This window comes from Escherichia sp. B1147, assembly GCF_001660175.1.
GTDB lineage: Bacteria > Pseudomonadota > Gammaproteobacteria > Enterobacterales > Enterobacteriaceae > Escherichia > Escherichia whittamii.
Map to the genome: position 1 here is coordinate 272,059 of NZ_LFHY01000005.1, position 25,358 is coordinate 297,416.

Below are 25,358 nucleotides of genomic sequence, written 5' to 3' on the forward strand. Positions count from 1 at the left end.
TTAATTGAAGCGAGGTGGATATGTTTATCCTTGAAGCGCTGAATTTTGTTGTTGATATACTCAAAGTACCCTCGGTACTGGTCGGCTTGATTGCCTTAATCGGTCTGGTTGCTCAGAAAAAAAACTTTTCAGATGTTGTTAAAGGCACAATTAAAACCATCCTCGGCTTTATTGTACTGGGCGGTGGTGCCACTGTTTTAGTTGGTTCTTTAAATCCGCTGGGGAGTATGTTTGAACATGCCTTTAATATTCAGGGTATCATTCCTAATAATGAGGCTATTGTTTCTATTGCGTTAGAAAAATATGGCGCATCGACGGCGCTTATTATGGCATTTGGTATGGTGGCGAATATTATTGTTGCCCGCTTTACCCGCCTGAAATATATCTTCCTGACCGGGCACCACACATTTTACATGGCCTGCATGATTGGTGTGATTCTGACAGTGGCTGGTTTTGACGGTATATCACTGGTATTTACCGGTTCTCTTATTCTGGGACTGGTGATGGCATTTTTCCCGGCACTAGCACAACGCTATATGAGGCGTATTACCGGGAATGATGACATCGCATTTGGTCACTTTGGCACCCTGGGATATGTACTCTCTGGCTGGATTGGCAGCGTGTGCGGTAAAGGTTCCCGTTCCACCGAAGAGATGAATTTGCCCAAAAATCTGAGCTTCCTGCGCGACAGTTCCATCTCTATTTCTCTTACGATGATGGTGATTTATCTGATCATGGCGATCAGTGCGGGTCGTGAGTACGTTGAAAGCCAGTTCAGTGGCGGTCAAAACTACCTTGTCTACGCCATCATTATGGCCATCACCTTCGCTGCTGGCGTATTTATCATTCTGCAAGGTGTGCGTTTAATCCTTGCTGAAATAGTTCCGGCATTTACCGGGTTCTCAGAAAAGCTGGTGCCGAATGCCCGTCCAGCCCTCGATTGCCCGGTTGTGTACCCGTATGCGCCAAACGCAGTGCTAGTTGGCTTCTTGTTTAGCTTTCTTGGCGGTTTGGTGGGGCTATTTTTGTTGGGGCAGATGAAGCTGGTGCTGATCCTTCCTGGTGTCGTTCCTCACTTCTTCACCGGGGCGACTGCGGGGGTATTTGGTAACGCTACAGGTGGACGTCGCGGCGCGATGATAGGTGCTTTTGCGAATGGCTTATTGATTACCTTCCTGCCAGTGCTGTTATTGCCAGTTCTGGGGGCGATAGGCTTTGCTAATACGACCTTTTCCGATGCAGATTTTGGTGTTGTCGGCATCATTCTCGGAAACCTGGCACGTTATCTCTCACCTTTTGCCATCACCGGACTTGTAGTCGCGCTATTTGTGCTGCTGGTTGCCTGGAACATTTTCGCCAATAACAAACTCGCTGCCAAAGCGCAGGAGAGGAGCGGAGCCAAATCATGAATGTTAAAGAAGTGACGCAATTTGCACGAGATATTCGCATCCAGACGCTGAAATCATTAACCCATCTTGGTTTCGGACATTATGGTGGCAGCATGTCGGTTGTGGAGACGCTGGCAGTGCTTTATGGCGCGGTAATGAAAATTGATCCAGCTGATCCCGAGTGGCCTGAGCGTGACTATTTTGTCTTGTCAAAAGGGCATGCCGGACCTGCGCTCTACAGTACTCTGGCACTGAAAGGTTATTTTCCACTGGAAGAATTAAGCACCTTAAATCAGAACGGAACTCGCTTACCAAGTCATCCGGATCGGCTAAAGACGCGTGGTGTTGATGCCACCACAGGATCGCTGGGGCAGGGGATATCCATTGCCGGAGGGATGGCGCTGTCGCATAAACTGGCGGGGCGCAAGAATCGGGTTTTTTGTATTGTCGGCGACGGTGAACTTAATGAAGGCCAATGTTGGGAAGCCTTCCAGTTTATCGCACATCATCGTTTGAATAATCTCACTGTTTTTGTTGACTGGAACAAACAGCAGCTTGATGGCGAACTGGATGAAATTATTAATCCGTTTGATTTAGAAGGTAAATTCCGCGCTTTCGGTTTTGATGTCGTGACAGTGAAGGGAGATGATATTGAGGGCTTGTTGAATGTAGTTAAACCTGTCCTGCCAGCAGAGGCCAGACCGAGAGTGGTTATTCTCGATAGCATTAAAGGGCAGGGGGTACCGTGTCTCGAGCAACTCAGTAATTCCCATCACTTACGCCTCACGGAAGAAATGAAGGAGACGCTAAACGAAACAATTCGCCAACTGGAGGCCATGCATGATTAAGCTCGCACCGGCAGGACAAAAAGACAGTATCGAAATGCGCAAAGTTTATGCAGGTTTTATCGCGCAACAGAGTGAAAACGGTAATTCTGTCATTGCCCTTGAGGCTGATTTAATGAGTTCTATGGCAATGGATAGCGTGGCGCGGGATTATCCACAGCACGTCATCAATTGCGGCATTATGGAAGCCAATGTTATCGGCACAGCTGCAGGGCTGGCCTTAACCGGGCGCAAGCCATTCGTGCATACCTTTACCGCATTTGCCAGCCGTCGCTGTTTTGACCAGCTCTTTATGTCGCTTGATTACCAGCGTGCTAACGTCAAAGTTATCGCTTCTGATGCGGGTGTTACCGCTTGCCACAATGGCGGAACACATATGTCATTTGAAGATATGGGGATTGTGCGCGGGCTGGCGCATTCGGTGGTGATGGAGATGACCGATGCAGTGATGTTTAGTGATATTTTACGCCAGCTTGTGGTGCTTGATGGGTTTTACTGGGTTCGTACCATCCGTAAGCAAGCAGCGAGTATTTACGCACCAGGTACGACCTTTACGATTGGTAAAGGGCAGGTATTACGTGAAGGTACGGATATCACCTTGATTGCTAATGGCATTATGGTGGCGGAAGCGCTTGAGGCTGCTCGTCAACTTGAGCAGGCTGGGGTAAGTGCAGCGGTCATTGATATGTTTACTCTCAAACCTATTGATCGGATGTTAATTAAAAATTATGCCGAAAAAACAGGGCGGATCGTGACATGTGAAAACCATAGTATTCACAATGGATTAGGTTCAGCAGTTGCTGAAGTACTTGTAGAAACTTGTCCTGTGCCCATGCGTCGGGTGGGGGTTAAAGAGCGTTATGGCCAGGTTGGAACTCAGGACTTTTTACAACGGGAATATGGTTTAACGGCACATGATATTGTGGCAGCCGCCAGAGAGCTATTGTAATCAGTTCCCCTTGCCAGAAAGACTGGCAAGGGGATCCTTGACTTAATGGTAGCCCATCAACTGGGCACCTATCACCACCACGCTGGACATAATAAACAGTAGTCCAAGCAGTGTTGCACCCACTTTTATCCAGTTACGGAAGTCCACACGGCAAACACCGAGCGTTGCCATTAACGAAGCCGAAGTCGGGTAAATGATATGGCTGAAGCCATCGCCAAACTGGAAGGCCAGCACGGTAACCTGACGGTTAACGCCGACCAGATCGCCAAGCGGTGCCAGTAACGGCATGGTTAACGCTGCCTGACCAGACCCGGATGTCACAAAGAAATTGAATACTGCCTGGAAGAGCAGCATAAACCAGGCCGCAACTGCGTTATCCAGACCGCTAATGGCTTTGGCAATGCTGTTGAGGATGGTATTCAGCACGCTGGCATCTCCCGCTTCACCATTACCGACCAGCAGCAAAATCCCTTTGGCGAAACCCACCAGCAGGGCGGGGGCTATCATCATTCGCGCGCCTTCGGTAAAGGACGAAGCCATGGTATTTACCGTCATGCCGTTAAGACGGAAAACAACGCCGATGATGCCAATTACCAGACCCATCGTGAAGAACTGGCTGGCAATTTCTGGAATAAACCAGGCATTGACGATAACGCCCCAAATCACCCAGATCATGACGGCGGTTAAAACAATCAATACCAGCCAGTCACCAAAGGTAAACGGACGTTGTTCAACGTCAGCCTGTTTTTCACGGAAGAAGCGATCGGAATCATGCACGCGTGATAACAGAGGATTCTTTTTCACCCGCGAGGCGTACACCATGGTGAAGACCAGGCCAATCAGAGTAGCGATCACCCATACCACGATACGCAAACCGGAGCCGGAAAGCACCGGAACGCCAGCAATCCCCTGGGCGACAACCACGCAGAACGGGTTCATCCACGAGCTGGCAAAACCGATTTGCGTAGCGATATAGGTTACCAGGACGGTGGTGATACTGTCATAACCCAGCCGTACCATGAGTGGCGCGATAATGATGGCAAAGGCGACAGCCTCTTCCCCCATGCCAAATACCGCACCGCCGAGTGAAAAGAGAATAAATAACGCCGGAATGAAAAGAATCTCATTCCCTCGTGTGTGGCGGATAAGCGCCAGGATGCCGTTATCAATAGTTCCTGTGCGCATCACGATGCCAAACGCGCCGCCAATTACCAGCATAAACATGATGATGCCAACGGCTGTCCCGTATTTCGAGCCAGAGGTTAGCCCTTCAAATGGGAAGTTCATCAGGCCGGGGCGTTCATCTCCCGTCGTGAACAGTTGTACGCGGTGATACTCTGGTTCGCCCGCCTCGTTGGTCAGAATGCGAAATGAGTGAGGGTCTACAACCTTGCGTGTTTTTGTCTGACCATCAACCTGATACTGCACTTCCTGACTGTCAAACATCCCCACCGGAACTACCCAGGTGGCGAGGCTGGTTAAAATAGCAACAAAAAAGATAATCACCAGCGTATCGGGCATTGCCCATCTTCTGGTTGGTTTGGATTCAGTTATTGCGGACATAGCGCAAATTTTCCCTTGCACAAGACAAAGTGGTAAGTATGCAAAGTGAGATGACGCAATTCATTGATGCAGCGCAGTTAAGCAAGATAATCAGAAAGGAGTAATGCAAATTAAGAGAATAAAAAACCGGAAATAGTGACTATTTCCGGTTCTGATATCCGCAGCAGTAAGGCTGCGGATTATGACGAGATTACTGCTGCTGTGCAGACTGAATCGCAGTCAGCGCGATGGTGTAGACGATATCGTCAACCAGTGCGCCACGGGACAGGTCGTTAACCGGCTTGCGCATACCCTGGAGCATCGGCCCGATGGAGATCAGGTCGGCAGAACGCTGTACCGCTTTGTAGGTGGTGTTACCGGTGTTCAGATCCGGGAAGATGAACACGGTAGCGCGACCTGCAACCGGAGAGTTCGGCGCTTTAGATTTCGCAACGTCAGCCATTACCGCAGCATCGTACTGCAGCGGGCCGTCGATCATCAGGTCAGGACGTTTTTCCTGCGCCAGACGAGTTGCTTCGCGAACTTTCTCTACGTCGCTACCTGCACCAGAAGTACCGGTGGAGTAGGAGAGCATAGCCACGCGCGGTTCGATACCGAAGGCTGCAGCGGAATCTGCGGACTGAATCGCGATTTCTGCCAGCTGTTCAGCGGTCGGATCCGGGTTGATCGCACAGTCACCGTAAACATAAACCTGTTCTGGCAGCAGCATGAAGAACACGGAAGATACCAGAGAGCTGCCCGGAGCAGTTTTGATTAACTGCAGCGGCGGACGGATGGTGTTTGCGGTAGTGTGAACTGCACCGGAAACCAGACCATCAACTTCATCCTGCTCCAGCATCAGCGTACCGAGAACCACGTTGTCTTCCAGCTGTTCGCGGGCAACGGTTTCGGTCATGCCTTTGTTCTTACGCAGTTCGACCAGACGTGCAACATAATTTTCGCGAACCACTTCTGGATCAACGATTTCAATGCCTGCACCCAGTTCTACGCCCTGAGACGCTGCAACGCGGTTGATCTCTGCCGGGTTACCCAGCAGTACGCAAGTTGCGATGCCACGTTCAGCACAGATAGCGGCGGCTTTAACGGTACGCGGTTCGTCGCCTTCCGGCAGAACGATACGTTTGCCCGCTTTGCGCGCCAGTTCGGTCAGCTGATAACGGAACGCTGGCGGAGACAGACGACGGCTGCGCTCGGAAGTGGCAGTCAGAGAGTCAATCCAGTCAGCGTTGATGTAGTTAGCAACATATTCCTGAACTTTCTCGATACGCTCGTGATCGTCAACCGGAACTTCCAGATTGAAGCTCTGCAGGCTCAGAGAAGTCTGCCAGGTGTTAGTATTCACCATGAATACCGGCAGGCCGGTAGCGAATGCGCGTTCGCACAGTTTAGAAATGCGTGCGTCCATTTCGTAGCCGCCAGTCAGCAGCAGGGCGCCGATTTCTACGCCGTTCATTGCAGCCAGGCAAGCAGCAACCAGTACGTCAGGACGGTCTGCGGAAGTGACCAGCAGAGAACCTGCACGGAAGTGCTCCAGCATGTGCGGAATGCTGCGTGCGCAGAAAGTGACTGATTTCACGCGGCGAGTGTTGATGTCGCCTTCGTTGATGATGGTGGCGTTCAGGTGGCGAGCCATATCGATCGCTCGGGTCGCGATCAGATCAAAGCTCCACGGCACAGCGCCGAGAACCGGCAGCGGGCTGGATTCTTGCAGCTTCGCCGGATCAACATTGTTCACTTTAGCTTTGGTAGAGTCGTCGAAAATCTCGGACAGATCCGGGCGAGTACGACCTTGCTCATCAACCGGAGCGTTCAGTTTGTTAACGATAACGCCAGTGATGTTGGTGTTTTTTTCGCCGCCGAAGCTGTTGCGGGTCAGTTCGATACGCTCTTTCAACTGTTCCGGGGTATCAGTACCCTGAGACATAACGAAGACGATTTCCGCGTTCAGCGTTTTGGCGATTTCGTAGTTCAGGGACTGGGCAAACTGGTGCTTACGTGTCGGGACCAGACCTTCAACCAGAACCACTTCAGCGTCTTTGGTGTTGGCGTGGTAGTTCGCGACGATCTCTTCCATCAGCACATCTTTCTTATTGCTGGAAAGCAGACCTTCAACGTAACTCATTTTCAGCGGTTCAGCGGCTGTCGTGGTGGAAGAGTTCGCACGCACGATAGTCGTTGTCTGATCGGGCGCATCGCCACCGGTACGCGGCTGAGCGATAGGTTTGAAAACGCTCAGACGAACGCCTTTGCGTTCCATTGCACGGATCACGCCAAGGCTGACGCTGGTCAGACCGACGCTGGTTCCGGTAGGGATCAGCATAATAATACGGGACACGGTTTATCCTCTTTCGTTACCGCCGGTTTGGCGGGTTACAAAACAGCACCGCCAGCTGTGCTGGCGGTGTGAAATCAGGCAGTCAGGCGGCTCGCGTCTTGCGCGATAACCAGTTCTTCGTTGGTTGGGATAACCACCGCAGGACGGGTACCTTCTTTGTTGATGAAACCAGATTTGCCGAAACGTGCAGCCAGGTTGCGTTCGTGATCAACTTCAAAGCCCAGCACGCCCAGTTTGCCCAGAGACAGTTCACGAACCATCGCGGCATTTTCACCAATACCACCGGTGAATACAACAGCGTCCAGACGACCATCCATCAGCGCGGTGTATGCACCGATGTATTTCGCCAGGCGGTGGCAGTAAACGTCCATTGCGCGCTTCGCGTCTTCTTTCGTCGCGTAGTTGTCTTCAACATAGCGGCAGTCGCTGGTGACTTCGGTCAGACCCAGCAGGCCAGACTCTTTGGTCAGCATTTTGTTGATTGCGTCAACGCTCATGCCCAGGGTGTCGTGCAGGTGGAAGATGATAGCTGGGTCGATATCGCCAGAGCGAGTACCCATTACCAGACCTTCCAGCGGGGTCAGACCCATAGAGGTATCAACGCATTTACCGTTGCGGATAGCAGAAACGGAACCACCGTTGCCCAGGTGGCAGGTGATGATGTTCAGTTCTTCTACCGGTTTGTTCAGCATTTTTGCCGCTTCCTGGGTTACATAGAAGTGGCTGGTGCCGTGCGCGCCGTAACGACGGATGCCGTGCTCTTTGTACAGGTTGTACGGCAGGGCATAGAGGTAAGACTCTTCCGGCATAGTCTGGTGGAATGCGGTGTCGAACACTGCAACGTTTTTATCTTTCAACTGCGGGAAAGATTTCAGAGCTTCTTCGATACCGATCAGGTGAGCCGGGTTGTGCAGAGGTGCAAAAGAAGCTGCATCTTTGATACCCTGAATAACAGACTCGTCGATCACTACGGAGCTGGTATACTTCTCGCCGCCGTGTACGATACGGTGGCCGATAGCGGTCAGCTGTGCAGAAAGTTCTGGTTTTTGTGCCAGAATAGTATTAACGATAAAGTTGAGCGCTTCGCTGTGAGCGGCGCCTGCACCTAAATCCGCTTCTTGTTTATTGCCGTCCATTTTCCATTTGATACGTGCTTCGGGCAGGTGGAAACATTCGGCTAAACCAGAAAGGTACTCTTCACCATTTACTGCATCGATGATTGCAAATTTCAGTGAAGAACTACCGCAGTTCAGAACCAGTACTAACTTACTCGACATGGAAGTACCTATAATTGATACGTGGCTAAAAAAACGTCAGGGAGCCATAGAGCGTAGCGCATGATGACACCGACATTTATGATTAACATCATGCACTGCAAATTTTTTTTGCATGATGGAAGAAATATCTTGAGTCTATGCCATTTTGCGTAATTTTCAGCCAATGGCATAATGTTTATGAATTTGACGACTCAATGAATATGTACTACTCGGCCATTTCAGGCTGCTAAAGGATACCTGATTGTGGGTATGGAAGACAAAATGTTTTGAACGTTGTCCCGCTGAGTTGTGAATTTGCACAAATTTTTGAATCTTTATATGTGAAGTTGAGGTGAAGCATGTCAACGCCGGATAATCGTTCTGTTAATTTTTTTAGCTTGTTTCGCCGGGGACAGCATTACTCAAAGACGTGGCCGCTGGAAAAACGCCTTGCCCCGGTCTTTGTTGAGAATCGTGTCATTAAGATGACGCGCTATGCGATCCGCTTTATGCCGCCGATCGCCGTGTTTACTCTCTGCTGGCAGATTGCACTGGGCGGTCAGCTTGGTCCGGCAGTCGCCACTGCGTTGTTCGCTCTAAGCTTACCCATGCAGGGACTGTGGTGGCTGGGCAAGCGTTCTGTAACGCCATTACCACCTGCAATCCTCAACTGGTTTTATGAAGTTCGCGGTAAATTGCAGGAGTCTGGACAGGTGCTGGCACCTGTTGAAGGCAAGCCTGATTACCAGGCATTAGCTGACACGCTTAAGCGTGCCTTCAAACAACTGGATAAAACTTTCCTTGATGATTTGTAATTGACCCCTGATTACGCATATAAAAGAAGGCAGACATCGGCCTTCTTTTTTTTCACCGTAGTAGAGTGATACAGGAGTCAACAATGGAAATGACCAACGCGCAACGTCTTATTTTGTCTAACCAGTACAAAATGATGACTATGCTCGATCCGGCAAATGCTGAACGTTACCGTCGCCTGCAAACAATCATTGAACGTGGTTATGGTTTGCAAATGCGCGAGTTGGATCGCGAGTTTGGCGAGCTGAAAGAAGAAACCTGCCGCACTATCATCGACATTATGGAGATGTATCACGCGCTGCATGTTTCCTGGTCTAATTTACAGGACCAGCAATCCATCGATGAACGTCGTGTCACCTTCCTCGGCTTTGACGCCGCAACCGAAGCACGTTATCTCGGTTATGTACGCTTTATGGTTAACGTTGAAGGGCGTTACACCCATTTTGATGCCGGAACTCACGGCTTTAATGCACAGACGCCAATGTGGGAGAAATATCTGCGCATGTTGAATGTCTGGCATGCCTGCCCGCGTCAGTATCACCTGAGCGCTAACGAAATTAACCAAATTATTAACGCCTGAGGAGGCCGCGTGCGGTGTAAAGGTTTTCTGTTTGATCTGGATGGAACGCTGGTGGATTCTCTGCCCGCGGTAGAGCGGGCGTGGAGCAACTGGGCCAGACGTCATGGGTTAGCGCCGGAAGATGTGCTGGCTTTCATTCATGGTAAACAGGCGATTACGTCTCTGCGCCATTTTATGGTGGGCAAATCGGAGAAGGAAATTGCCGCCGAGTTTACCCGTCTGGAACAGATTGAGGCCACGGAAACCGAAGGTATTACCGCACTTCCTGGGGCGATAGCTTTGCTCAATCATTTGAATAAAGCGGGGATCCCGTGGGCCATTGTCACTTCTGGTTCCATGCCTGTTGCGCGAGCACGCCACAAAGTCGCCGGACTTCCCGCGCCGGAAGTGTTTGTTACCGCAGAGCGGGTTAAACGTGGAAAACCAGAGCCGGATGCCTATCTGTTAGGTGCACAACTGTTGGGCCTTGCACCGCAGGAATGTGTGGTGGTGGAGGATGCTCCCGCAGGTGTGCTTTCAGGCCTGGCCGCAGGGTGTCATGTCATTGCGGTTAACGCACCGGCTGATACCCCGCGTTTGAATGAGGTGGATTTGGCCCTCCATAGTCTGGAACAAATTACTGTGATCAAACAGCCAAATGGTGACGTTATTATTGCGTGAAACGCCTGATCATGATTTAGCCCCGTCCCGTCGGGGCTTTTTTATGGCAGAATCAGGCCATCCCCCTCAATTAACAAGGATACGTTGTGAACGGTGAATTGATCTGGGTTCTTTCATTACTGGCGGTTGCTATCGTCTTGTTTGCGACGGGCAGAGTGCGTATGGATGCGGTCGCTTTGTTTGTTATTGTTGCGTTTGCATTAAGCGGTACGCTGACCGTCCCTGAAGTGTTTTCCGGCTTTTCCGATCCTAACGTGGTACTGATCGCCGCCTTGTTTATTATTGGTGATGGTTTAGTCCGCACGGGTGTCGCCACCGTAATGGGGACATGGCTGGTTAAAGTGGCAGGCAGCAGTGAGATCAAAATGTTGGTTTTGTTGATGCTGACCGTTGCGGGCCTTGGCGCGTTTATGAGTTCAACCGGCGTCGTCGCTATCTTTATCCCTGTGGTGTTAAGCGTTGCTATGCGCATGCAAACGTCGCCGTCGCGCCTGATGATGCCGTTGAGTTTTGCCGGGCTGATCAGCGGCATGATGACGCTGGTGGCGACGCCACCTAACCTGGTGATTAACAGTGAATTGCTGCGTGAAGGCTATCATGGTTTTAGTTTCTTTAGCGTAACCCCCATCGGCCTGGTTGTATTGGTACTCGGTATCTTATATATGCTGGTGATGCGTTTTATGCTGAAAGGGGATTCCCAGACCCCGCAGCGTGAAGGCTGGACGCGTCGTACCTTCCGCGATCTTATCCGTGAATACCGACTTACCGGGCGCGCGCGCCGCCTGGCTATTCGTCCCGGTTCGCCGATGATTGGCCAGCGACTGGACGATCTCAAATTACGTGAACGTTATGGCGCTAACGTCATCGGTGTTGAACGCTGGCGGCGTTTTCGTCGCGTTATTGTGAACGTGAACGGGGTTTCTGAATTCCGTGCGCGTGACGTTTTGCTTATTGATATGTCTGCGGCTGATGTCGATCTCCGACAATTTTGCAGTGAACAATTGCTGGAGCCAATGGTACTGCGCGGCGAGTATTTTTCCGATCAGGCCCTTGATGTCGGCATGGCGGAGATTTCATTAATTCCTGAATCTGAGTTGATTGGTAAATCGGTGCGCGAAATTGGCTTTCGTACGCGCTACGGACTGAATGTGGTGGGCCTGAAACGCAATGGCGTGGCGCTGGATGGTTCGCTGGCGGATGAGCCTCTGCTGCTGGGCGATATCATCCTGGTTGTCGGTAACTGGAAGCTTATCGGTATGCTGGCAAAACAGGGCCGCGATTTCGTGGCGCTGAACTTACCGGAAGAGGTGAGTGAAGCATCGCCTGCGCACAGCCAGGCACCCCATGCCATTTTCTGTCTGGTGTTGATGGTGGCGTTAATGCTGACCGATGAAATTCCTAATCCTGTTGCGGCCATCATTGCCTGCCTGCTGATGGGGAAATTCCGCTGTATCGATGCCGAAAGCGCTTATAAATCCATTCACTGGCCGAGCATTATTTTGATCGTTGGGATGATGCCGTTCGCAGTGGCGCTACAGAAAACAGGCGGTGTCGCACTGGCGGTAAAAGGGTTAATGGACATCGGCGGCGGTTACGGGCCACATATGATGCTTGGCTGTTTGTTTGTCTTGTCGGCGGTGATTGGTTTGTTTATTTCGAATACGGCAACGGCAGTGCTGATGGCGCCGATTGCGCTGGCTGCGGCCAAAACAATGGGCGTTTCGCCGTATCCATTTGCCATGGTGGTGGCGATGGCAGCATCTGCCGCCTTTATGACGCCAGTTTCCTCACCGGTTAACACGTTGGTTTTAGGGCCAGGAAATTACAGCTTTAGTGATTTTGTGAAGCTGGGAGTACCGTTTACCGTTATTGTGATGGCGGTTTGCGTGGTGATGATTCCGATGCTGTTTCCGTTTTGACGAGAGCCTGATGTCGCATCTGGCGCTTATTGCCAGATGCGGCGCTGGCTCCGGCAACTTACAGCGGTGAATCCTGGCTAATCTCATCGAGCGATAGTTGGAAGCTGGGAACAAAGACTTCCATGAAGTAGTCCATCTCCTGACTGCGGCGCGCTTCAAGCGTCGCTTCCAGTCGCGTCTTTGCAAGTAAAAATTCATTATTACCCGCAGCGAGCTCTTCCAGACATTTCAGATAGGCACAAAGTGCATCAGCCTGTTTCACCAGCGATTTTTCCTCATCGCTATACGCATGCTCATCAATGAGTGGTGCAAAGATATCCCTTAGCTCTTCCGGAACCATATCGACCAGCTTTTGTTGGGCGATTTTTTCAATAGCTTTGTATTCCTGAGCGATTTGCGAATTGAAATATTTCACTGGGGTAGGGAGATCGCCGGTGAGCACTTCAGAGGCATCGTGGTACATCGCCAGCAGAGCGATGCGTTCAGCGTTGACATTTCCGCCAAACTTACGGTTTTTAATGGCAGCCAGCGCATGGGCGACCATCGCCACCTGCAAACTGTGCTCAGACACATTTTCTGTCCGTACGTTGCGCATTAACGGCCAGCGGTTAATTAGTTTCAGACGGGAGAGATGGGCAAAAAAATGGCTCTGCTTCATAACGACCTTGCGTGTGATGACTTCATGAGATCATTGTGGGGGGATAACACTGCCGGATGCAATCTCCGGCAGTGAATTTAAGATTACAGCTGATGATAGCCAGAAAGGAAACGAGCGAATTTACTTAATGACAGTTCGATATCATCAACGCGCGGCAGCGTAACAATGCGGAAGTGATCCGGCCACGGCCAGTTAAAAGCCGTCCCCTGAACCAGCAGAACTTTTTCCTGTAACAGGAAGTCCAGCACCATCTTCTGGTCGTCGTGAATATTAAAACGTTTAGCGTCGATTTTCGGGAACATGTACAGCGCGCCGCGTGGCTTCACGCAGGAAACGCCTGGAATGTCGTTAATCAACTCCCATGCGCGATTACGCTGCTCGTAAAGACGCCCGCCAGGTAAGATAAATTCACTGATACTCTGATAGCCACCCAATGCGGTCTGAATCGCGTGTTGTGCGGGAACGTTGGCGCAAAGTCGCATTGAGGCCAGCATCTCCAGACCTTCGATGTAGCCTTTGGCGTGTTTTTTCGGCCCGTTCAGTACCATCCAGCCTTGACGGAAGCCTGCCACTCGATACGTTTTCGACAGACCGTTAAAGGTAATGGTCAGCAGGTCAGGCGCCATCGCCGCAATCGAGTGATGCTCGGCGTCGTCGTAGAGAATTTTGTCGTAAATTTCATCGGCGAAAATAATGAGATTATGCTGACGCGCAATCTCCACAATTTCCATTAAAAGCTCTTTGGAATAAACCGCGCCGGTTGGGTTGTTCGGGTTGATAATAACGATACCGCGCGTACGAGGCGTAATTTTAGCGCGAATATCATCGAGGTCCGGGAACCAGTCAGAGGACTCGTCGCAAAGGTAGTGCACCGCTTTACCGCTGGAGAGCGAAACCGCCGCGGTCCATAGTGGATAATCAGGTGCAGGAACCAACATTTCATCCCCGCTGTTCAGCAATGCCTGCATTGCCTGAACGATAAGCTCCGATACCCCATTGCCGATGTAAATGTCTTCCACGGTAACATCACGCATGCCTCGCGCCTGATAGTGCTGCATGATGGCCTTACGCGCAGAGTAGAGGCCTTTTGAATCACAATAGCCCTGAGCTGTCGGGAGGTTGCGTATCACATCAACCAGGATCTCATCAGGAGCGTCAAAACCGAACGGGGCTGGGTTGCCGATGTTCAGTTTCAATACTTTGTTACCTTCTTCTTCCAGGCGTTTTGCTTCTTTCAGCACCGGACCACGGATGTCATAACAGACATTCTCTAACTTGCTGGATTTTTCAATGGGTGACATGACTCTTGACCTTTTTTGCTGTTATCGCCACTCCCTGCCGTGGAAGTCAGCTTAGAACAATGTACTCCCCCGAGGCGGTGTTTTGAAGTTCTGCAGAACAAGATTTTGCGAGAGTAAAAGGAGGGAATGTGCTGTTAATAACTTAATAATCATTAAATATTGAGATGCATATGCTTAATGATTTGTGTTTTGTAGTGATTTATTCTATGTATTAATCTAATGCATGGTTTTTTGTCTGGTAGATAAATGTGCGAATTTTCTTTGATTTAAGAAATCACGAACATAACATATTCATGATATTTTCATTATAAGTGAAACATAAACAGAGTAGTGATCACCGAAGTGTCGTATAGGTGATGACGTGCGAAATTATTGTTAAGCGGAATTAATGAATGCAAGGTGTGCTAATTAATTATTATTTAATATTCAAAAAGGTTTTGTTGTGCTTATTAATAATAGAAGATTACTTTGCCTAACATAACATAACTTTGCATCAGATAATTCGCAATGGCCCTTATAAATAAATGGGTTTTAGGGTAAAATGCTCGTTTAAATGACGGAACCCCCACTGTTGACGCAGACAAATCATCGCCGCTTATGCGTGTTTACGCCGGGTTGGCGCCGCTTTGTTAGTAGTGGAACAAGGATCAACATTTACATTTACACAAACACTCGCATGTCATAAATAGAAAAGAGTGAGTAACTTAATAGATATGCGATTCCTGAAGATATATTCTGTGAACTACTTCAGGCATTATAACGGAACAATGTGAGTCGTTCTTATTAGTGCAACTCATATGCATTTTAACTTTCATCCAGACTTCCGGATGAAACTGCCAGGGAGGCACATTACAAATGGAATTGCTTGTTTGTGTGTGCACAGCATTAACCAGCTCAGTATGAGCCGCCAGTAAGTGATAATATATGATAAGTGCAAATCGTCCGATAATTAACCTCGACCTCGATCTGCTGAGAACATTTGTTGCTGTTGCCGATCTGAACACTTTTGCTGCCGCAGCTGCCGCTGTGTGTCGTACTCAGTCCGCTGTTAGTCAGCAAATGCAGCGTCTTGAACAACTCGTTGGGAAAGAACTGTTCGCTCGGCATGGTCGTAACAAACTGTTAACTGAACATGGCATTCAGCTTCTTGGCTATGCCAGGAAGATCCTGCGTTTTAATGATGAGGCTTGCTCATCATTGATGTTCAGTAATCTTCAGGGCGTGTTAACAATCGGCGCTTCAGATGAATCTGCTGATACGATCTTACCTTTTCTGCTTAATCGCGTTAGTTCGGTTTATCCGAAACTTGCGCTGGATGTCCGCGTTAAGCGTAATGCCTATATGGCAGATATGCTGAAGTCCCAGGAAGTGGATTTAATGGTTACCACAAATCGTCCTGATACCTTTAAGGCGTTGAACCTGAGAACTTCTCCAACGCACTGGTATTGCGCTGCGGAATACGTATTGCAAAAAGGCGAGCCGATCCCTCTGGTGTTGCTGGATGATCCTAGTCCGTTCCGTGATTTGGTTCTGGCAACACTCAATAAAGCGGATATTCCATGGCGTCTGGCTTATGTCGCCTCCACGTTGCCGGCGGTCCGCGCTGCCGTGAAAGCGGGGTTAGGTGTAACGGCAAGGCCGGTTGAGATGATGAGTCCGGACCTGCGCGTCTTGAGCGCTGTGGACGGTTTACCACCACTGCCAGATACCGAATATTTGCTGTGCTATGATCCGTCCAGTGGTAATGAGCTGGCTCAGGTGATATACCAGGCAATGGAGAGTTATCAGAACCCATGGCAGTTCAGCACGATAGGCGCCCATGAAGGGGATGATTCTCTGTTAATTGAAGGCGATTACGAATAATTGTCTGGTAATAGATAACCACATTTGTAAAAACAAGCCACTGATGTTTTTTTGAACGTCAGTGGCTTTTTTTTACAATAAATGATGACAACGTTTCCTGATATTGAACAAAAGTGTTCATTTTTCAATCGACAGCCCTTCTCTAAACGTGCGAACAAAAAATCGCCTGATAAAAATCTCCTGCTACAATGATGTTAAAAAATACGTGAACTTGTTGCTGTATTTTTGTTATGGATTAACAAAAGCGTGTCACAGATCAAGAAAATACTCTCTTTTGGGGGGAGGAATCGGTACAAATTCCTGTCAAAATAGACCCGTATTTTTTCCATTGCTTCACAACGGACACGATTCAACAACATCTAATTTTCCTGGAGTCGTCAATGATCTGGGATGAAGAGCATTAAATGCAAAAGTTGTTGGTATTATGTAAATTAATGTGAAGAAACTTTTGTTAAAGTTGACAAAAGGTTATAGAAAGGGGTAAAAGACCACATCAATTCACTGTATAAAATTGTTACTACAGTAGTTGTAAGGTTTTTTTTATTCCTCCCCATGAATCGATGTGGCGTCCATCTGCCGTGAAGAGCAGAGAATCAGGCGCTACTTTTGATGAGTAAGCAATGAGTATGTCAACATCCACTGAAGTCATCGCTCATCACTGGGCATTCGCTATCTTTCTTATCGTTGCCATTGGCCTGTGTTGCCTGATGCTGGTAGGCGGTTGGTTTTTAGGCGGTCGCGCGCGCGCGCGGTCGAAAAACGTGCCGTTTGAATCAGGTATCGACTCGGTCGGCTCCGCCCGCTTACGCCTGTCCGCCAAGTTTTATCTGGTGGCCATGTTCTTCGTTATCTTCGACGTTGAAGCGCTGTATCTGTTCGCATGGTCAACCTCTATCCGCGAAAGCGGCTGGGTAGGCTTTGTGGAAGCTGCAATTTTTATTTTTGTGTTACTGGCAGGTCTGGTTTATCTGGTGCGTATTGGCGCGCTGGACTGGACGCCCGTGCGTTCACGCCGCGAGCGTATGAACCCGGAAACGAACAGTATCGCTAATCGTCAACGCTAACCGCGAGGCATTAAGATGGATTATACGCTCACCCGCATAGATCCCAACGGTGAGAACGACCGTTACCCCCTGCAAAAGCAGGAGATCGTAACCGACCCTCTGGAGCAAGAAGTTAACAAAAACGTGTTTATGGGCAAGCTCAATGACATGGTTAACTGGGGTCGTAAAAACTCAATTTGGCCGTATAACTTCGGTCTTTCCTGCTGTTACGTTGAGATGGTGACTTCGTTTACCGCGGTGCATGACGTGGCGCGTTTTGGCGCAGAAGTATTGCGTGCTTCGCCGCGTCAGGCTGACCTGATGGTGGTTGCAGGAACCTGCTTTACCAAAATGGCACCGGTTATTCAGCGTCTGTATGACCAGATGCTGGAACCCAAATGGGTTATCTCAATGGGTGCCTGTGCCAACTCCGGCGGTATGTACGATATTTATTCCGTTGTGCAGGGCGTTGATAAATTCATCCCGGTTGATGTGTATATCCCGGGCTGCCCGCCGCGTCCTGAAGCGTACATGCAGGCACTGATGCTGTTGCAGGAATCTATCGGCAAAGAACGTCGTCCGCTCTCCTGGGTGGTTGGCGATCAGGGCGTTTATCGCGCCAATATGCAATCAGAGCGCGAACGCAAGCGCGGTGAACGCATTGCTGTTACCAACCTGCGCACCCCTGACGAGATTTAATTTGCGCCTGTCGGCAAAGGTGTTTTTCTTCGCTTATTCTTAAATCTATTGCGCGAAGCCATGCCGACAGTCACCACGGACCATATGCAATGGTGAACAATATGACCGACTTAACCGCGCAAGAACCCGCCTGGCAGACCCGCGATCATCTGGATGATCCGGTTATTGGCGAACTGCGCAACCGTTTTGGGCCGGATGCCTTTACTGTTCAGGCGACTCGCACCGGGGTTCCCGTTGTGTGGATCAAGCGTGAACAATTACTGGAAGTGGGCGATTTCTTAAAGAAACTGCCGAAACCTTACGTCATGCTGTTTGACTTACACGGCATGGACGAACGTCTGCGCACCCACCGCGAAGGGCTACCTGCTGCGGATTTTTCCGTTTTCTACCATCTGATTTCTATCGATCGTAACCGCGACATCATGCTGAAGGTGGCGCTGGCAGAAAACGACCTGCACGTACCGACTTTCACCAAACTGTTCCCGAACGCTAACTGGTATGAGCGTGAAACCTGGGATCTGTTTGGCATTACTTTCGACGGTCACCCGAACCTGCGCCGCATCATGATGCCGCAAACCTGGAAAGGTCACCCGCTGCGTAAAGATTACCCGGCGCGCGCTACCGAATTCTCGCCGTTTGAGCTGACCAAAGCCAAACAGGATCTGGAGATGGAAGCCCTGACCTTCAAACCGGAAGAGTGGGGGATGAAGCGCGGCACCGAAAACGAGGACTTTATGTTCCTCAACCTCGGTCCGAACCACCCGTCGGCGCACGGTGCCTTCCGTATCGTACTGCAACTCGATGGCGAAGAGATTGTCGACTGCGTACCAGACATTGGTTACCACCACCGTGGCGCGGAAAAGATGGGCGAGCGTCAGTCCTGGCATAGCTACATCCCGTACACCGACCGTATCGAATACCTCGGCGGCTGCGTTAACGAAATGCCGTACGTACTGGCGGTAGAGAAACTGGCCGGGATCACTGTACCGGATCGCGTTAACGTGATTCGCGTAATGCTTTCCGAACTGTTCCGCATCAACAGCCACCTGCTGTATATCTCGACCTTTATTCAGGACGTCGGCGCGATGACGCCCGTGTTCTTCGCCTTTACCGATCGTCAGAAAATTTACGATCTGGTGGAAGCGATTACTGGTTTCCGTATGCACCCGGCATGGTTCCGTATCGGCGGTGTAGCGCATGACCTGCCGCGTGGCTGGGATCGCCTGCTGCGTGAGTTCCTTGACTGGATGCCGAAACGTCTGGCTTCTTACGAGAAAGCCGCGCTGCGTAACACCATCCTGATTGGCCGTTCCAAAGGCGTTGCCGCCTACGGCGCGAAAGAGGCGCTGGAGTGGGGTACCACTGGTGCAGGCCTGCGTGCCACCGGGATCGACTTCGACGTGCGTAAGGCGCGTCCTTATTCTGGCTATGAAAACTTCGACTTTGAAATTCCGGTTGGCGGTGGCGTTTCTGACTGCTACACCCGCGTAATGCTGAAAGTGGAAGAGCTGCGCCAGAGTCTGCGCATTCTTGAGCAGTGCCTCAACAACATGCCGGAAGGCCCGTTCAAAGCGGATCACCCGCTGACCACGCCGCCGCCGAAAGAGCGCACGCTGCAACATATCGAAACCCTGATCACCCACTTCCTGCAAGTGTCGTGGGGGCCAGTGATGCCTGCCAATGAATCCTTCCAGATGATTGAGGCGACCAAAGGGATCAACAGTTACTACCTGACCAGCGACGGCAGCACCATGAGTTATCGCACCCGTATTCGCACGCCGAGTTATGCGCATTTGCAGCAAATTCCGGCGGCGATCCGCGGCAGCCTGGTGTCTGACCTGATTGTTTATCTGGGCAGTATCGATTTTGTTATGTCAGATGTGGACCGCTAATTATGCACGAGAATCAACAACCACAAACCGAGGCTTTTGAGCTGAGTGCGGCAGAGCGTGAAGCGATTGAGCACGAGATGCACCACTACGAAGACCCGCGTGCGGCGTCCATTGAAGCGCTGAAAATCGTTCAGAAGCAGCGTGGCTGGGTACCGGACGGCGCGATCCATGCGATCGCCGATGTGTTGGGTATTCCGGCGAGCGATGTCGAAGGCGTGGCAACGTTCTACAGCCAGATCTTCCGCCAGCCAGTTGGTCGCCATGTGATCCGTTATTGCGACAGCGTGGTCTGTCACATCAATGGTTACCAGGGCATTCAGGCGGCGCTGGAGAAAAAGCTGAACATCAAACCAGGGCAAACGACATTTGATGGCCGCTTTACGCTGCTGCCAACCTGCTGCCTGGGGAACTGTGATAAAGGGCCAAACATGATGATCGATGAGGATACTCACGCGCATCTGACCCCGGAAGCGATCCCTGAACTGCTGGAGCGGTATAAATGAAAAACATTATCCGTACTCCCGAAACGCATCCGCTGACCTGGCGTCTGCGTGATGACAAACAGCCAGTGTGGCTGGACGAATATCGCAGCAAAAACGGTTACGAAGGCGCGCGTAAGGCGCTGACCGGGCTGTCTCCGGACGAAATCGTTAATCAGGTAAAAGACTCCGGCCTGAAAGGGCGAGGCGGCGCGGGTTTCTCGACTGGCCTGAAGTGGAGCCTGATGCCGAAAGACGAATCCATGAACATCCGTTACTTGCTGTGTAACGCCGATGAAATGGAGCCTGGTACCTATAAAGACCGTCTGCTGATGGAGCAACTGCCGCACCTGCTGGTGGAAGGCATGCTCATCTCCGCGTTTGCGCTGAAAGCTTACCGTGGCTACATCTTCCTGCGTGGCGAATATATTGAAGCGGCAGTGAATCTGCGCCGTGCCATTGCCGAAGCGACCGAAGCAGGTCTGCTTGGCAAAAACATTATGGGAACAGGTTTTGACTTCGAACTGTTTGTCCATACCGGGGCAGGGCGCTACATCTGCGGTGAAGAAACAGCGTTAATCAACTCCCTGGAAGGACGTCGCGCTAACCCACGCTCGAAACCGCCATTCCCGGCAACCTCAGGCGCATGGGGTAAACCGACCTGCGTCAACAACGTCGAAACCCTGTGTAACGTTCCGGCGATCCTCGCTAACGGCGTGGAGTGGTATCAGAACATCTCGAAAAGCAAAGATGCTGGCACCAAGCTGATGGGCTTCTCCGGTCGGGTGAAAAATCCGGGCCTGTGGGAACTGCCGTTCGGTACTACCGCGCGCGAGATACTCGAAGATTATGCCGGTGGTATGCGTGACGGTCTGAAATTCAAAGCCTGGCAGCCAGGCGGCGCGGGTACTGACTTCCTCACCGAAGCGCACCTTGACCTGCCGATGGAGTTCGAAAGCATCGGTAAAGCGGGCAGTCGTCTGGGTACGGCGCTGGCGATGGCGGTTGACCATGAGATCAACATGGTGTCACTGGTGCGTAACCTGGAAGAGTTTTTCGCCCGTGAGTCCTGCGGCTGGTGTACGCCGTGCCGCGACGGCCTGCCGTGGAGCGTGAAAATTCTGCGTGCGCTGGAGCGTGGCGAAGGCCAGCCGGGCGATATCGAAACACTTGAGCAACTGTGTCGATTCTTAGGGCCGGGTAAAACTTTCTGTGCCCACGCACCTGGTGCAGTGGAGCCGTTACAGAGCGCCATCAAATATTTTCGCGAAGAATTTGAGGCGGGAATCAAACAGCCGTTCAGCAATACCCATTTGATTAATGGGATTCAGCCGAACCTGCTGAAAGAGCGCTGGTAACCGAATTTCGATTAACGCTCGGTCCCTGACCGAGAAAACTGGAAGCATGCTAATGGCTACAATTCATGTAGACGGCAAAGAATACGAGGTCAACGGAGCGGACAACCTGCTGGAAGCTTGTCTGTCTCTGGGTCTTGATATTCCTTACTTTTGCTGGCATCCGGCGCTAGGAAGCGTCGGTGCTTGCCGCCAGTGTGCGGTAAAGCAATACCAAAACGCGGAAGACACGCGTGGTCGCCTGGTGATGTCCTGTATGACACCGGCTTCCGATGGCACCTTTATTTCCATTGACGACGAAGAAGCGAAACAGTTCCGTGAAAGTGTGGTCGAGTGGTTAATGACCAACCACCCGCACGACTGTCCGGTATGTGAAGAAGGCGGTAACTGCCACCTTCAGGATATGACCGTGATGACCGGGCATACCTTCCGTCGCTACCGTTTCACCAAACGTACCCACCGCAATCAGGATTTGGGGCCGTTCATCTCTCACGAAATGAACCGCTGCATCGCCTGCTACCGCTGTGTGCGTTACTACAAAGATTACGCGGACGGCACGGACTTGGGCGTTTATGGCGCGCACGACAACGTCTACTTCGGTCGCCCGGAAGACGGCACTCTGGAAAGCGAATTTTCCGGTAACCTGGTCGAAATTTGCCCGACTGGCGTATTTACCGACAAAACGCACTCCGAGCGTTACAACCGTAAATGGGATATGCAGTTTGCTCCGAGCATCTGCCAGCAATGTTCTATCGGCTGTAACATCAGCCCCGGCGAGCGTTATGGCGAACTGCGTCGTATCGAAAACCGTTACAACGGTACGGTAAACCACTACTTCCTCTGCGACCGTGGTCGTTTCGGTTACGGCTACGTCAACCTGAAAGATCGTCCGCGTCAGCCGGTACAGCGTCGTGGCGATGATTTCATTACCCTCAACGCCGAACAGGCAATGCAGGGCGCGGCAGATATTCTGCGTCAGTCGAAGAAAGTCATCGGCATCGGTTCTCCGCGCGCCAGCGTGGAAAGCAACTTTGCGCTGCGTGAACTGGTAGGTGAAGAAAACTTCTATACCGGTATCGCTCACGGTGAACAGGAACGTCTGCAACTGGCGCTGAAAGTGCTGCGTGAAGGCGGCATTTATACTCCGGCACTGCGCGAAATTGAATCTTACGATGCAGTACTGGTGCTGGGCGAAGATGTTACCCAGACCGGCGCGCGCGTCGCGCTGGCAGTACGTCAGGCGGTGAAAGGCAAAGCTCGCGAAATGGCGGCAGCACAGAAAGTGGCTGACTGGCAGATTGCGGCAATCCTCAACATTGGCCAACGTGCGAAGCATCCGCTGTTTGTCACCAACGTTGATGACACCCGTCTGGATGATATCGCGGCGTGGACTTACCGCGCACCGGTTGAAGATCAGGCGCGTTTAGGTTTTGCCATCGCCCATGCGCTGGATAACTCCGCGCCAGCGGTTGACGGTATCGAGCCTGAGCTGCAAAGCAAAATCGACGTCATCGTGCAGGCACTGGCGGGTGCGAAGAAACCGTTGATTATCTCCGGGACAAACGCTGGTAGCTTAGAGGTGATTCAGGCTGCGGCTAACGTGGCGAAAGCCCTGAAAGGTCGCGGTGCTGACGTAGGTATCACCATGATTGCCCGTTCCGTCAACAGCATGGGGCTGGGCATTATGGGCGGCGGTTCGCTTGAAGAAGCGTTGACCGAACTGGAAACCGGACGCGCCGACGCGGTGGTGGTGCTGGAAAACGATCTGCATCGTCATGCTTCTGCTACCCGCGTGAATGCTGCGCTGGCAAAAGCGCCGCTGGTGATGGTAGTTGATCATCAGCGTACGGCGATCATGGAAAACGCCCATCTGGTACTTTCCGCCGCCAGCTTTGCTGAAAGCGACGGTACGGTAATTAATAACGAAGGCCGCGCCCAACGTTTCTTCCAGGTTTACGACCCGTCCTATTACGACAGCAAAACCGTGATGCTGGAAAGCTGGCGCTGGCTGCACTCGCTGCACAGCACGCTGCTGAGTCGAGAAGTTGACTGGACGCAGCTCGACCACGTGATTGACGCCGTTGTGGCGAAAATCCCGGAACTGGCGGGTATCAAAGATGCCGCGCCGGACGCAACATTCCGCATTCGTGGGCAGAAACTGGCTCGTGAGCCGCACCGTTACAGCGGTCGTACCGCCATGCGCGCCAACATCAGCGTTCATGAGCCGCGTCAGCCGCAGGATATTGACACCATGTTCACCTTCTCGATGGAAGGTAACAACCAGCCGACCGCGCACCGTTCACAAGTGCCGTTTGCCTGGGCGCCGGGCTGGAACTCCCCGCAGGCGTGGAACAAATTCCAGGACGAAGTGGGCGGCAAACTGCGCTTTGGCGATCCGGGCGTGCGTCTGTTTGAAACCAGCGATAACGGTCTGGATTACTTCACCAGCGTACCGGCACGCTTCCAGCCGCAGGAAGGGAAATGGCGTATCGCGCCGTACTACCACCTGTTTGGCAGCGATGAATTGTCACAACGTGCTCCGGTCTTCCAGAGCCGTATGCCGCAACCGTACATCAAACTTAACCCGGCAGATGCCGCGAAGTTGGGCGTGAATGCGGGTACACGCGTCTCCTTTAGTTACGATGGCAACACGGTCACGCTGCCGGTTGAAATCGCCGAAGGGCTGACGGCAGGGCAGGTGGGCTTGCCGATGGGTATGTCCGGCATTGCTCCGGTGCTGGCTGGCGCGCATCTTGAGGATCTCAAGGAGGCACAACAATGAGTTGGTTATCACCGGAACTGATTGAGATCCTGCTGACCATCCTCAAAGCGGTGGTGATCCTGCTGGTGGTTGTCACCTGCGGGGCATTCATGAGCTTTGGCGAACGTCGCCTGCTGGGTCTGTTCCAGAACCGTTACGGACCTAACCGTGTTGGCTGGGGCGGTTCGCTCCAGCTGGTCGCGGACATGATCAAAATGTTCTTTAAAGAAGACTGGATCCCGAAATTCTCGGATCGCGTCATCTTTACCCTGGCGCCGATGATCGCCTTTACCTCGCTGCTGCTGGCTTTTGCGATTGTGCCAGTCAGCCCGGGGTGGGTGGTTGCCGACCTGAACATCGGGATTTTGTTCTTCCTGATGATGGCAGGTCTGGCGGTTTATGCGGTGCTGTTTGCGGGCTGGTCAAGTAACAACAAATACTCGCTGCTGGGTGCGATGCGTGCTTCCGCGCAGACCCTGAGCTACGAAGTGTTCCTCGGGCTTTCCCTGATGGGCGTGGTGGCGCAGGCCGGTTCATTCAACATGACCGACATCGTCAACAGCCAGGCGCATGTGTGGAACGTCATCCCGCAATTCTTTGGTTTTATTACCTTTGCCATCGCGGGCGTGGCGGTGTGTCACCGTCATCCGTTTGACCAGCCGGAAGCCGAGCAGGAACTGGCGGATGGTTACCACATTGAATATTCCGGCATGAAGTTCGGTCTGTTCTTCGTGGGCGAATACATCGGGATTGTGACCATCTCTGCACTGATGGTGACGCTGTTCTTCGGTGGCTGGCAAGGCCCGTTGTTACCGCCATTCATCTGGTTCGCGCTGAAAACCGCGTTCTTTATGATGATGTTCATTTTGATTCGTGCGTCGTTACCGCGTCCGCGTTATGACCAGGTAATGTCCTTCGGCTGGAAAATCTGTCTGCCGCTGACGCTGATCAACTTGCTGGTAACGGCGGCTGTCATTCTCTGGCAGGCGCAATAAGGGG

General features: G+C 51.5%; 20 protein-coding genes. 15 read left to right on the forward strand and 5 right to left on the reverse strand.

The genetic code is table 11. From position 1 onward, the window contains the following. Window positions 1-20 precede the first annotated feature (20 nt). From A9180_RS04500 to A9180_RS04510, 3 genes are read left to right on the forward strand one after another with little or no spacing between them, the layout of a single operon-like run. Window positions 21-1,409 carry a PTS ascorbate transporter subunit IIC gene (locus tag A9180_RS04500; protein ID WP_064526582.1) on the forward strand — a complete coding sequence of 463 codons (1,389 nt, stop codon included), beginning with the start codon at window positions 21-23 and terminating at the stop codon, window positions 1,407-1,409. Then, window positions 1,406-2,236 carry a transketolase gene (locus A9180_RS04505; protein ID WP_064526585.1) on the forward strand — a complete coding sequence of 277 codons (831 nt, stop codon included), beginning with the start codon at window positions 1,406-1,408 and terminating at the stop codon, window positions 2,234-2,236. Before A9180_RS04500 ends, A9180_RS04505 begins: the two co-directional genes overlap by 4 nt. Then, window positions 2,229-3,182: a transketolase family protein gene (locus A9180_RS04510; RefSeq protein ID WP_064526588.1), complete on the forward strand. Its 954-nt coding sequence runs from the start codon at window positions 2,229-2,231 to the stop codon at window positions 3,180-3,182. Before A9180_RS04505 ends, A9180_RS04510 begins: the two co-directional genes overlap by 8 nt. A 42-nt stretch (window positions 3,183-3,224) precedes the next feature. On the opposite strand, the gene yfcC is transcribed toward A9180_RS04510, so the two are convergent. The 3 genes from yfcC to ackA all read right to left on the reverse strand — a co-directional run bounded on the left by yfcC (window position 3,225) and on the right by ackA (window position 8,357). Further along, window positions 3,225-4,745, reverse strand: a complete 1,521-nt coding sequence (gene yfcC / locus A9180_RS04515) for a putative basic amino acid antiporter YfcC (RefSeq protein WP_064526590.1) — start codon at window positions 4,743-4,745, stop codon at window positions 3,225-3,227. 190 nt (window positions 4,746-4,935) lie between these two features. Next, complete coding sequence (gene pta, locus A9180_RS04520) at window positions 4,936-7,080, reverse strand: phosphate acetyltransferase (protein ID WP_064526593.1); 2,145 nt, start codon at window positions 7,078-7,080, stop codon at window positions 4,936-4,938. A 74-nt stretch (window positions 7,081-7,154) separates the two neighbouring features. After that, the gene (ackA, locus tag A9180_RS04525; RefSeq protein WP_064526596.1) at window positions 7,155-8,357 is read right to left on the reverse strand and encodes an acetate kinase; all 1,203 of its coding nucleotides are present in this window, start codon (window positions 8,355-8,357) and stop codon (window positions 7,155-7,157) included. Between the two features lie 338 nt (window positions 8,358-8,695). Here ackA and yfbV point away from each other — a divergent pair, with 338 nt between their 5' ends. From yfbV to A9180_RS04545, 4 genes are all read left to right on the forward strand, one after another. Continuing rightward, window positions 8,696-9,151 (forward strand): terminus macrodomain insulation protein YfbV, encoded by a 456-nt coding sequence (gene yfbV / locus A9180_RS04530; protein ID WP_000106627.1) that lies wholly within the window; start codon window positions 8,696-8,698, stop codon window positions 9,149-9,151. A gap of 83 nt (window positions 9,152-9,234) precedes the next feature. Beyond that, window positions 9,235-9,729, forward strand: coding sequence for a YfbU family protein (locus A9180_RS04535; protein WP_064526599.1), 495 nt, complete (start codon window positions 9,235-9,237; stop codon window positions 9,727-9,729). A gap of 9 nt (window positions 9,730-9,738) precedes the next feature. Beyond that, window positions 9,739-10,389 (forward strand): hexitol phosphatase HxpA, encoded by a 651-nt coding sequence (hxpA, locus tag A9180_RS04540; protein ID WP_064526602.1) that lies wholly within the window; start codon window positions 9,739-9,741, stop codon window positions 10,387-10,389. Between the two features lie 86 nt (window positions 10,390-10,475). Then, a complete protein-coding gene (locus A9180_RS04545; RefSeq protein WP_064526605.1) occupies window positions 10,476-12,308 on the forward strand; it encodes an SLC13 family permease in 1,833 nt (610 codons plus the stop codon). A 58-nt stretch (window positions 12,309-12,366) separates the two neighbouring features. Here the strand turns inward: A9180_RS04545 and yfbR are convergent, their stop codons facing one another. After that, a complete protein-coding gene (gene yfbR / locus A9180_RS04550) occupies window positions 12,367-12,966 on the reverse strand; it encodes a 5'-deoxynucleotidase (protein ID WP_000813861.1) in 600 nt (199 codons plus the stop codon). Between the two features lie 83 nt (window positions 12,967-13,049). Beyond that, window positions 13,050-14,267 carry an alanine transaminase AlaA gene (alaA, locus tag A9180_RS04555; protein WP_064526608.1) on the reverse strand — a complete coding sequence of 406 codons (1,218 nt, stop codon included), beginning with the start codon at window positions 14,265-14,267 and terminating at the stop codon, window positions 13,050-13,052. A 924-nt stretch (window positions 14,268-15,191) separates the two neighbouring features. Here alaA and lrhA point away from each other — a divergent pair. The 8 genes from lrhA (at window position 15,192) to nuoH (ending at window position 25,354) form a co-directional block, all read left to right on the forward strand. Continuing rightward, complete coding sequence (gene lrhA / locus A9180_RS04560) at window positions 15,192-16,130, forward strand: transcriptional regulator LrhA (RefSeq protein ID WP_064526611.1); 939 nt, start codon at window positions 15,192-15,194, stop codon at window positions 16,128-16,130. A gap of 620 nt (window positions 16,131-16,750) precedes the next feature. After that, window positions 16,751-17,194, forward strand: coding sequence for an NADH-quinone oxidoreductase subunit NuoA (nuoA, locus tag A9180_RS04565; protein ID WP_064526614.1), 444 nt, complete (start codon window positions 16,751-16,753; stop codon window positions 17,192-17,194). Between the two features lie 15 nt (window positions 17,195-17,209). Continuing rightward, window positions 17,210-17,872 (forward strand): NADH-quinone oxidoreductase subunit NuoB, encoded by a 663-nt coding sequence (gene nuoB, locus A9180_RS04570; RefSeq protein WP_000386733.1) that lies wholly within the window; start codon window positions 17,210-17,212, stop codon window positions 17,870-17,872. Between the two features lie 89 nt (window positions 17,873-17,961). Further along, window positions 17,962-19,764: an NADH-quinone oxidoreductase subunit C/D gene (gene nuoC, locus A9180_RS04575; RefSeq protein ID WP_074399439.1), complete on the forward strand. Its 1,803-nt coding sequence runs from the start codon at window positions 17,962-17,964 to the stop codon at window positions 19,762-19,764. 2 nt (window positions 19,765-19,766) lie between these two features. Then, complete coding sequence (nuoE, locus tag A9180_RS04580) at window positions 19,767-20,267, forward strand: NADH-quinone oxidoreductase subunit NuoE (protein WP_000545042.1); 501 nt, start codon at window positions 19,767-19,769, stop codon at window positions 20,265-20,267. After that, entirely contained in the window at window positions 20,264-21,601 is a 1,338-nt protein-coding gene (nuoF, locus tag A9180_RS04585) for an NADH-quinone oxidoreductase subunit NuoF (RefSeq protein WP_000789507.1), read from the forward strand. The genes nuoE and nuoF overlap by 4 nt, the downstream gene beginning before the upstream one ends. A gap of 52 nt (window positions 21,602-21,653) precedes the next feature. Further along, entirely contained in the window at window positions 21,654-24,380 is a 2,727-nt protein-coding gene (gene nuoG, locus A9180_RS04590; RefSeq protein ID WP_064526620.1) for an NADH-quinone oxidoreductase subunit NuoG, read from the forward strand. Beyond that, window positions 24,377-25,354, forward strand: coding sequence for an NADH-quinone oxidoreductase subunit NuoH (gene nuoH / locus A9180_RS04595; RefSeq protein WP_000118685.1), 978 nt, complete (start codon window positions 24,377-24,379; stop codon window positions 25,352-25,354). Before nuoG ends, nuoH begins: the two co-directional genes overlap by 4 nt. The last annotated feature ends 4 nt before the right edge of the window (window positions 25,355-25,358 follow it).

Coding starts and splice junctions, on each gene's coding strand:
- A9180_RS04500 (WP_064526582.1), top strand. CDS start 21: ATGTTTATCCTTGAAGCGCTGAATTTTGTTGTTGATATACTCAAAGTA.
- A9180_RS04505 (WP_064526585.1), top strand. CDS start 1,406: ATGAATGTTAAAGAAGTGACGCAATTTGCACGAGATATTCGCATCCAG.
- A9180_RS04510 (WP_064526588.1), top strand. CDS start 2,229: ATGATTAAGCTCGCACCGGCAGGACAAAAAGACAGTATCGAAATGCGC.
- yfcC (WP_064526590.1), bottom strand. CDS start 4,745: ATGTCCGCAATAACTGAATCCAAACCAACCAGAAGATGGGCAATGCCC.
- ackA (WP_064526596.1), bottom strand. CDS start 8,357: ATGTCGAGTAAGTTAGTACTGGTTCTGAACTGCGGTAGTTCTTCACTG.
- yfbV (WP_000106627.1), top strand. CDS start 8,696: ATGTCAACGCCGGATAATCGTTCTGTTAATTTTTTTAGCTTGTTTCGC.
- A9180_RS04535 (WP_064526599.1), top strand. CDS start 9,235: ATGGAAATGACCAACGCGCAACGTCTTATTTTGTCTAACCAGTACAAA.
- yfbR (WP_000813861.1), bottom strand. CDS start 12,966: ATGAAGCAGAGCCATTTTTTTGCCCATCTCTCCCGTCTGAAACTAATT.
- alaA (WP_064526608.1), bottom strand. CDS start 14,267: ATGTCACCCATTGAAAAATCCAGCAAGTTAGAGAATGTCTGTTATGAC.
- lrhA (WP_064526611.1), top strand. CDS start 15,192: ATGATAAGTGCAAATCGTCCGATAATTAACCTCGACCTCGATCTGCTG.
- nuoA (WP_064526614.1), top strand. CDS start 16,751: ATGAGTATGTCAACATCCACTGAAGTCATCGCTCATCACTGGGCATTC.
- nuoB (WP_000386733.1), top strand. CDS start 17,210: ATGGATTATACGCTCACCCGCATAGATCCCAACGGTGAGAACGACCGT.
- nuoC (WP_074399439.1), top strand. CDS start 17,962: ATGGTGAACAATATGACCGACTTAACCGCGCAAGAACCCGCCTGGCAG.
- nuoE (WP_000545042.1), top strand. CDS start 19,767: ATGCACGAGAATCAACAACCACAAACCGAGGCTTTTGAGCTGAGTGCG.
- nuoF (WP_000789507.1), top strand. CDS start 20,264: ATGAAAAACATTATCCGTACTCCCGAAACGCATCCGCTGACCTGGCGT.
- nuoG (WP_064526620.1), top strand. CDS start 21,654: ATGGCTACAATTCATGTAGACGGCAAAGAATACGAGGTCAACGGAGCG.
- nuoH (WP_000118685.1), top strand. CDS start 24,377: ATGAGTTGGTTATCACCGGAACTGATTGAGATCCTGCTGACCATCCTC.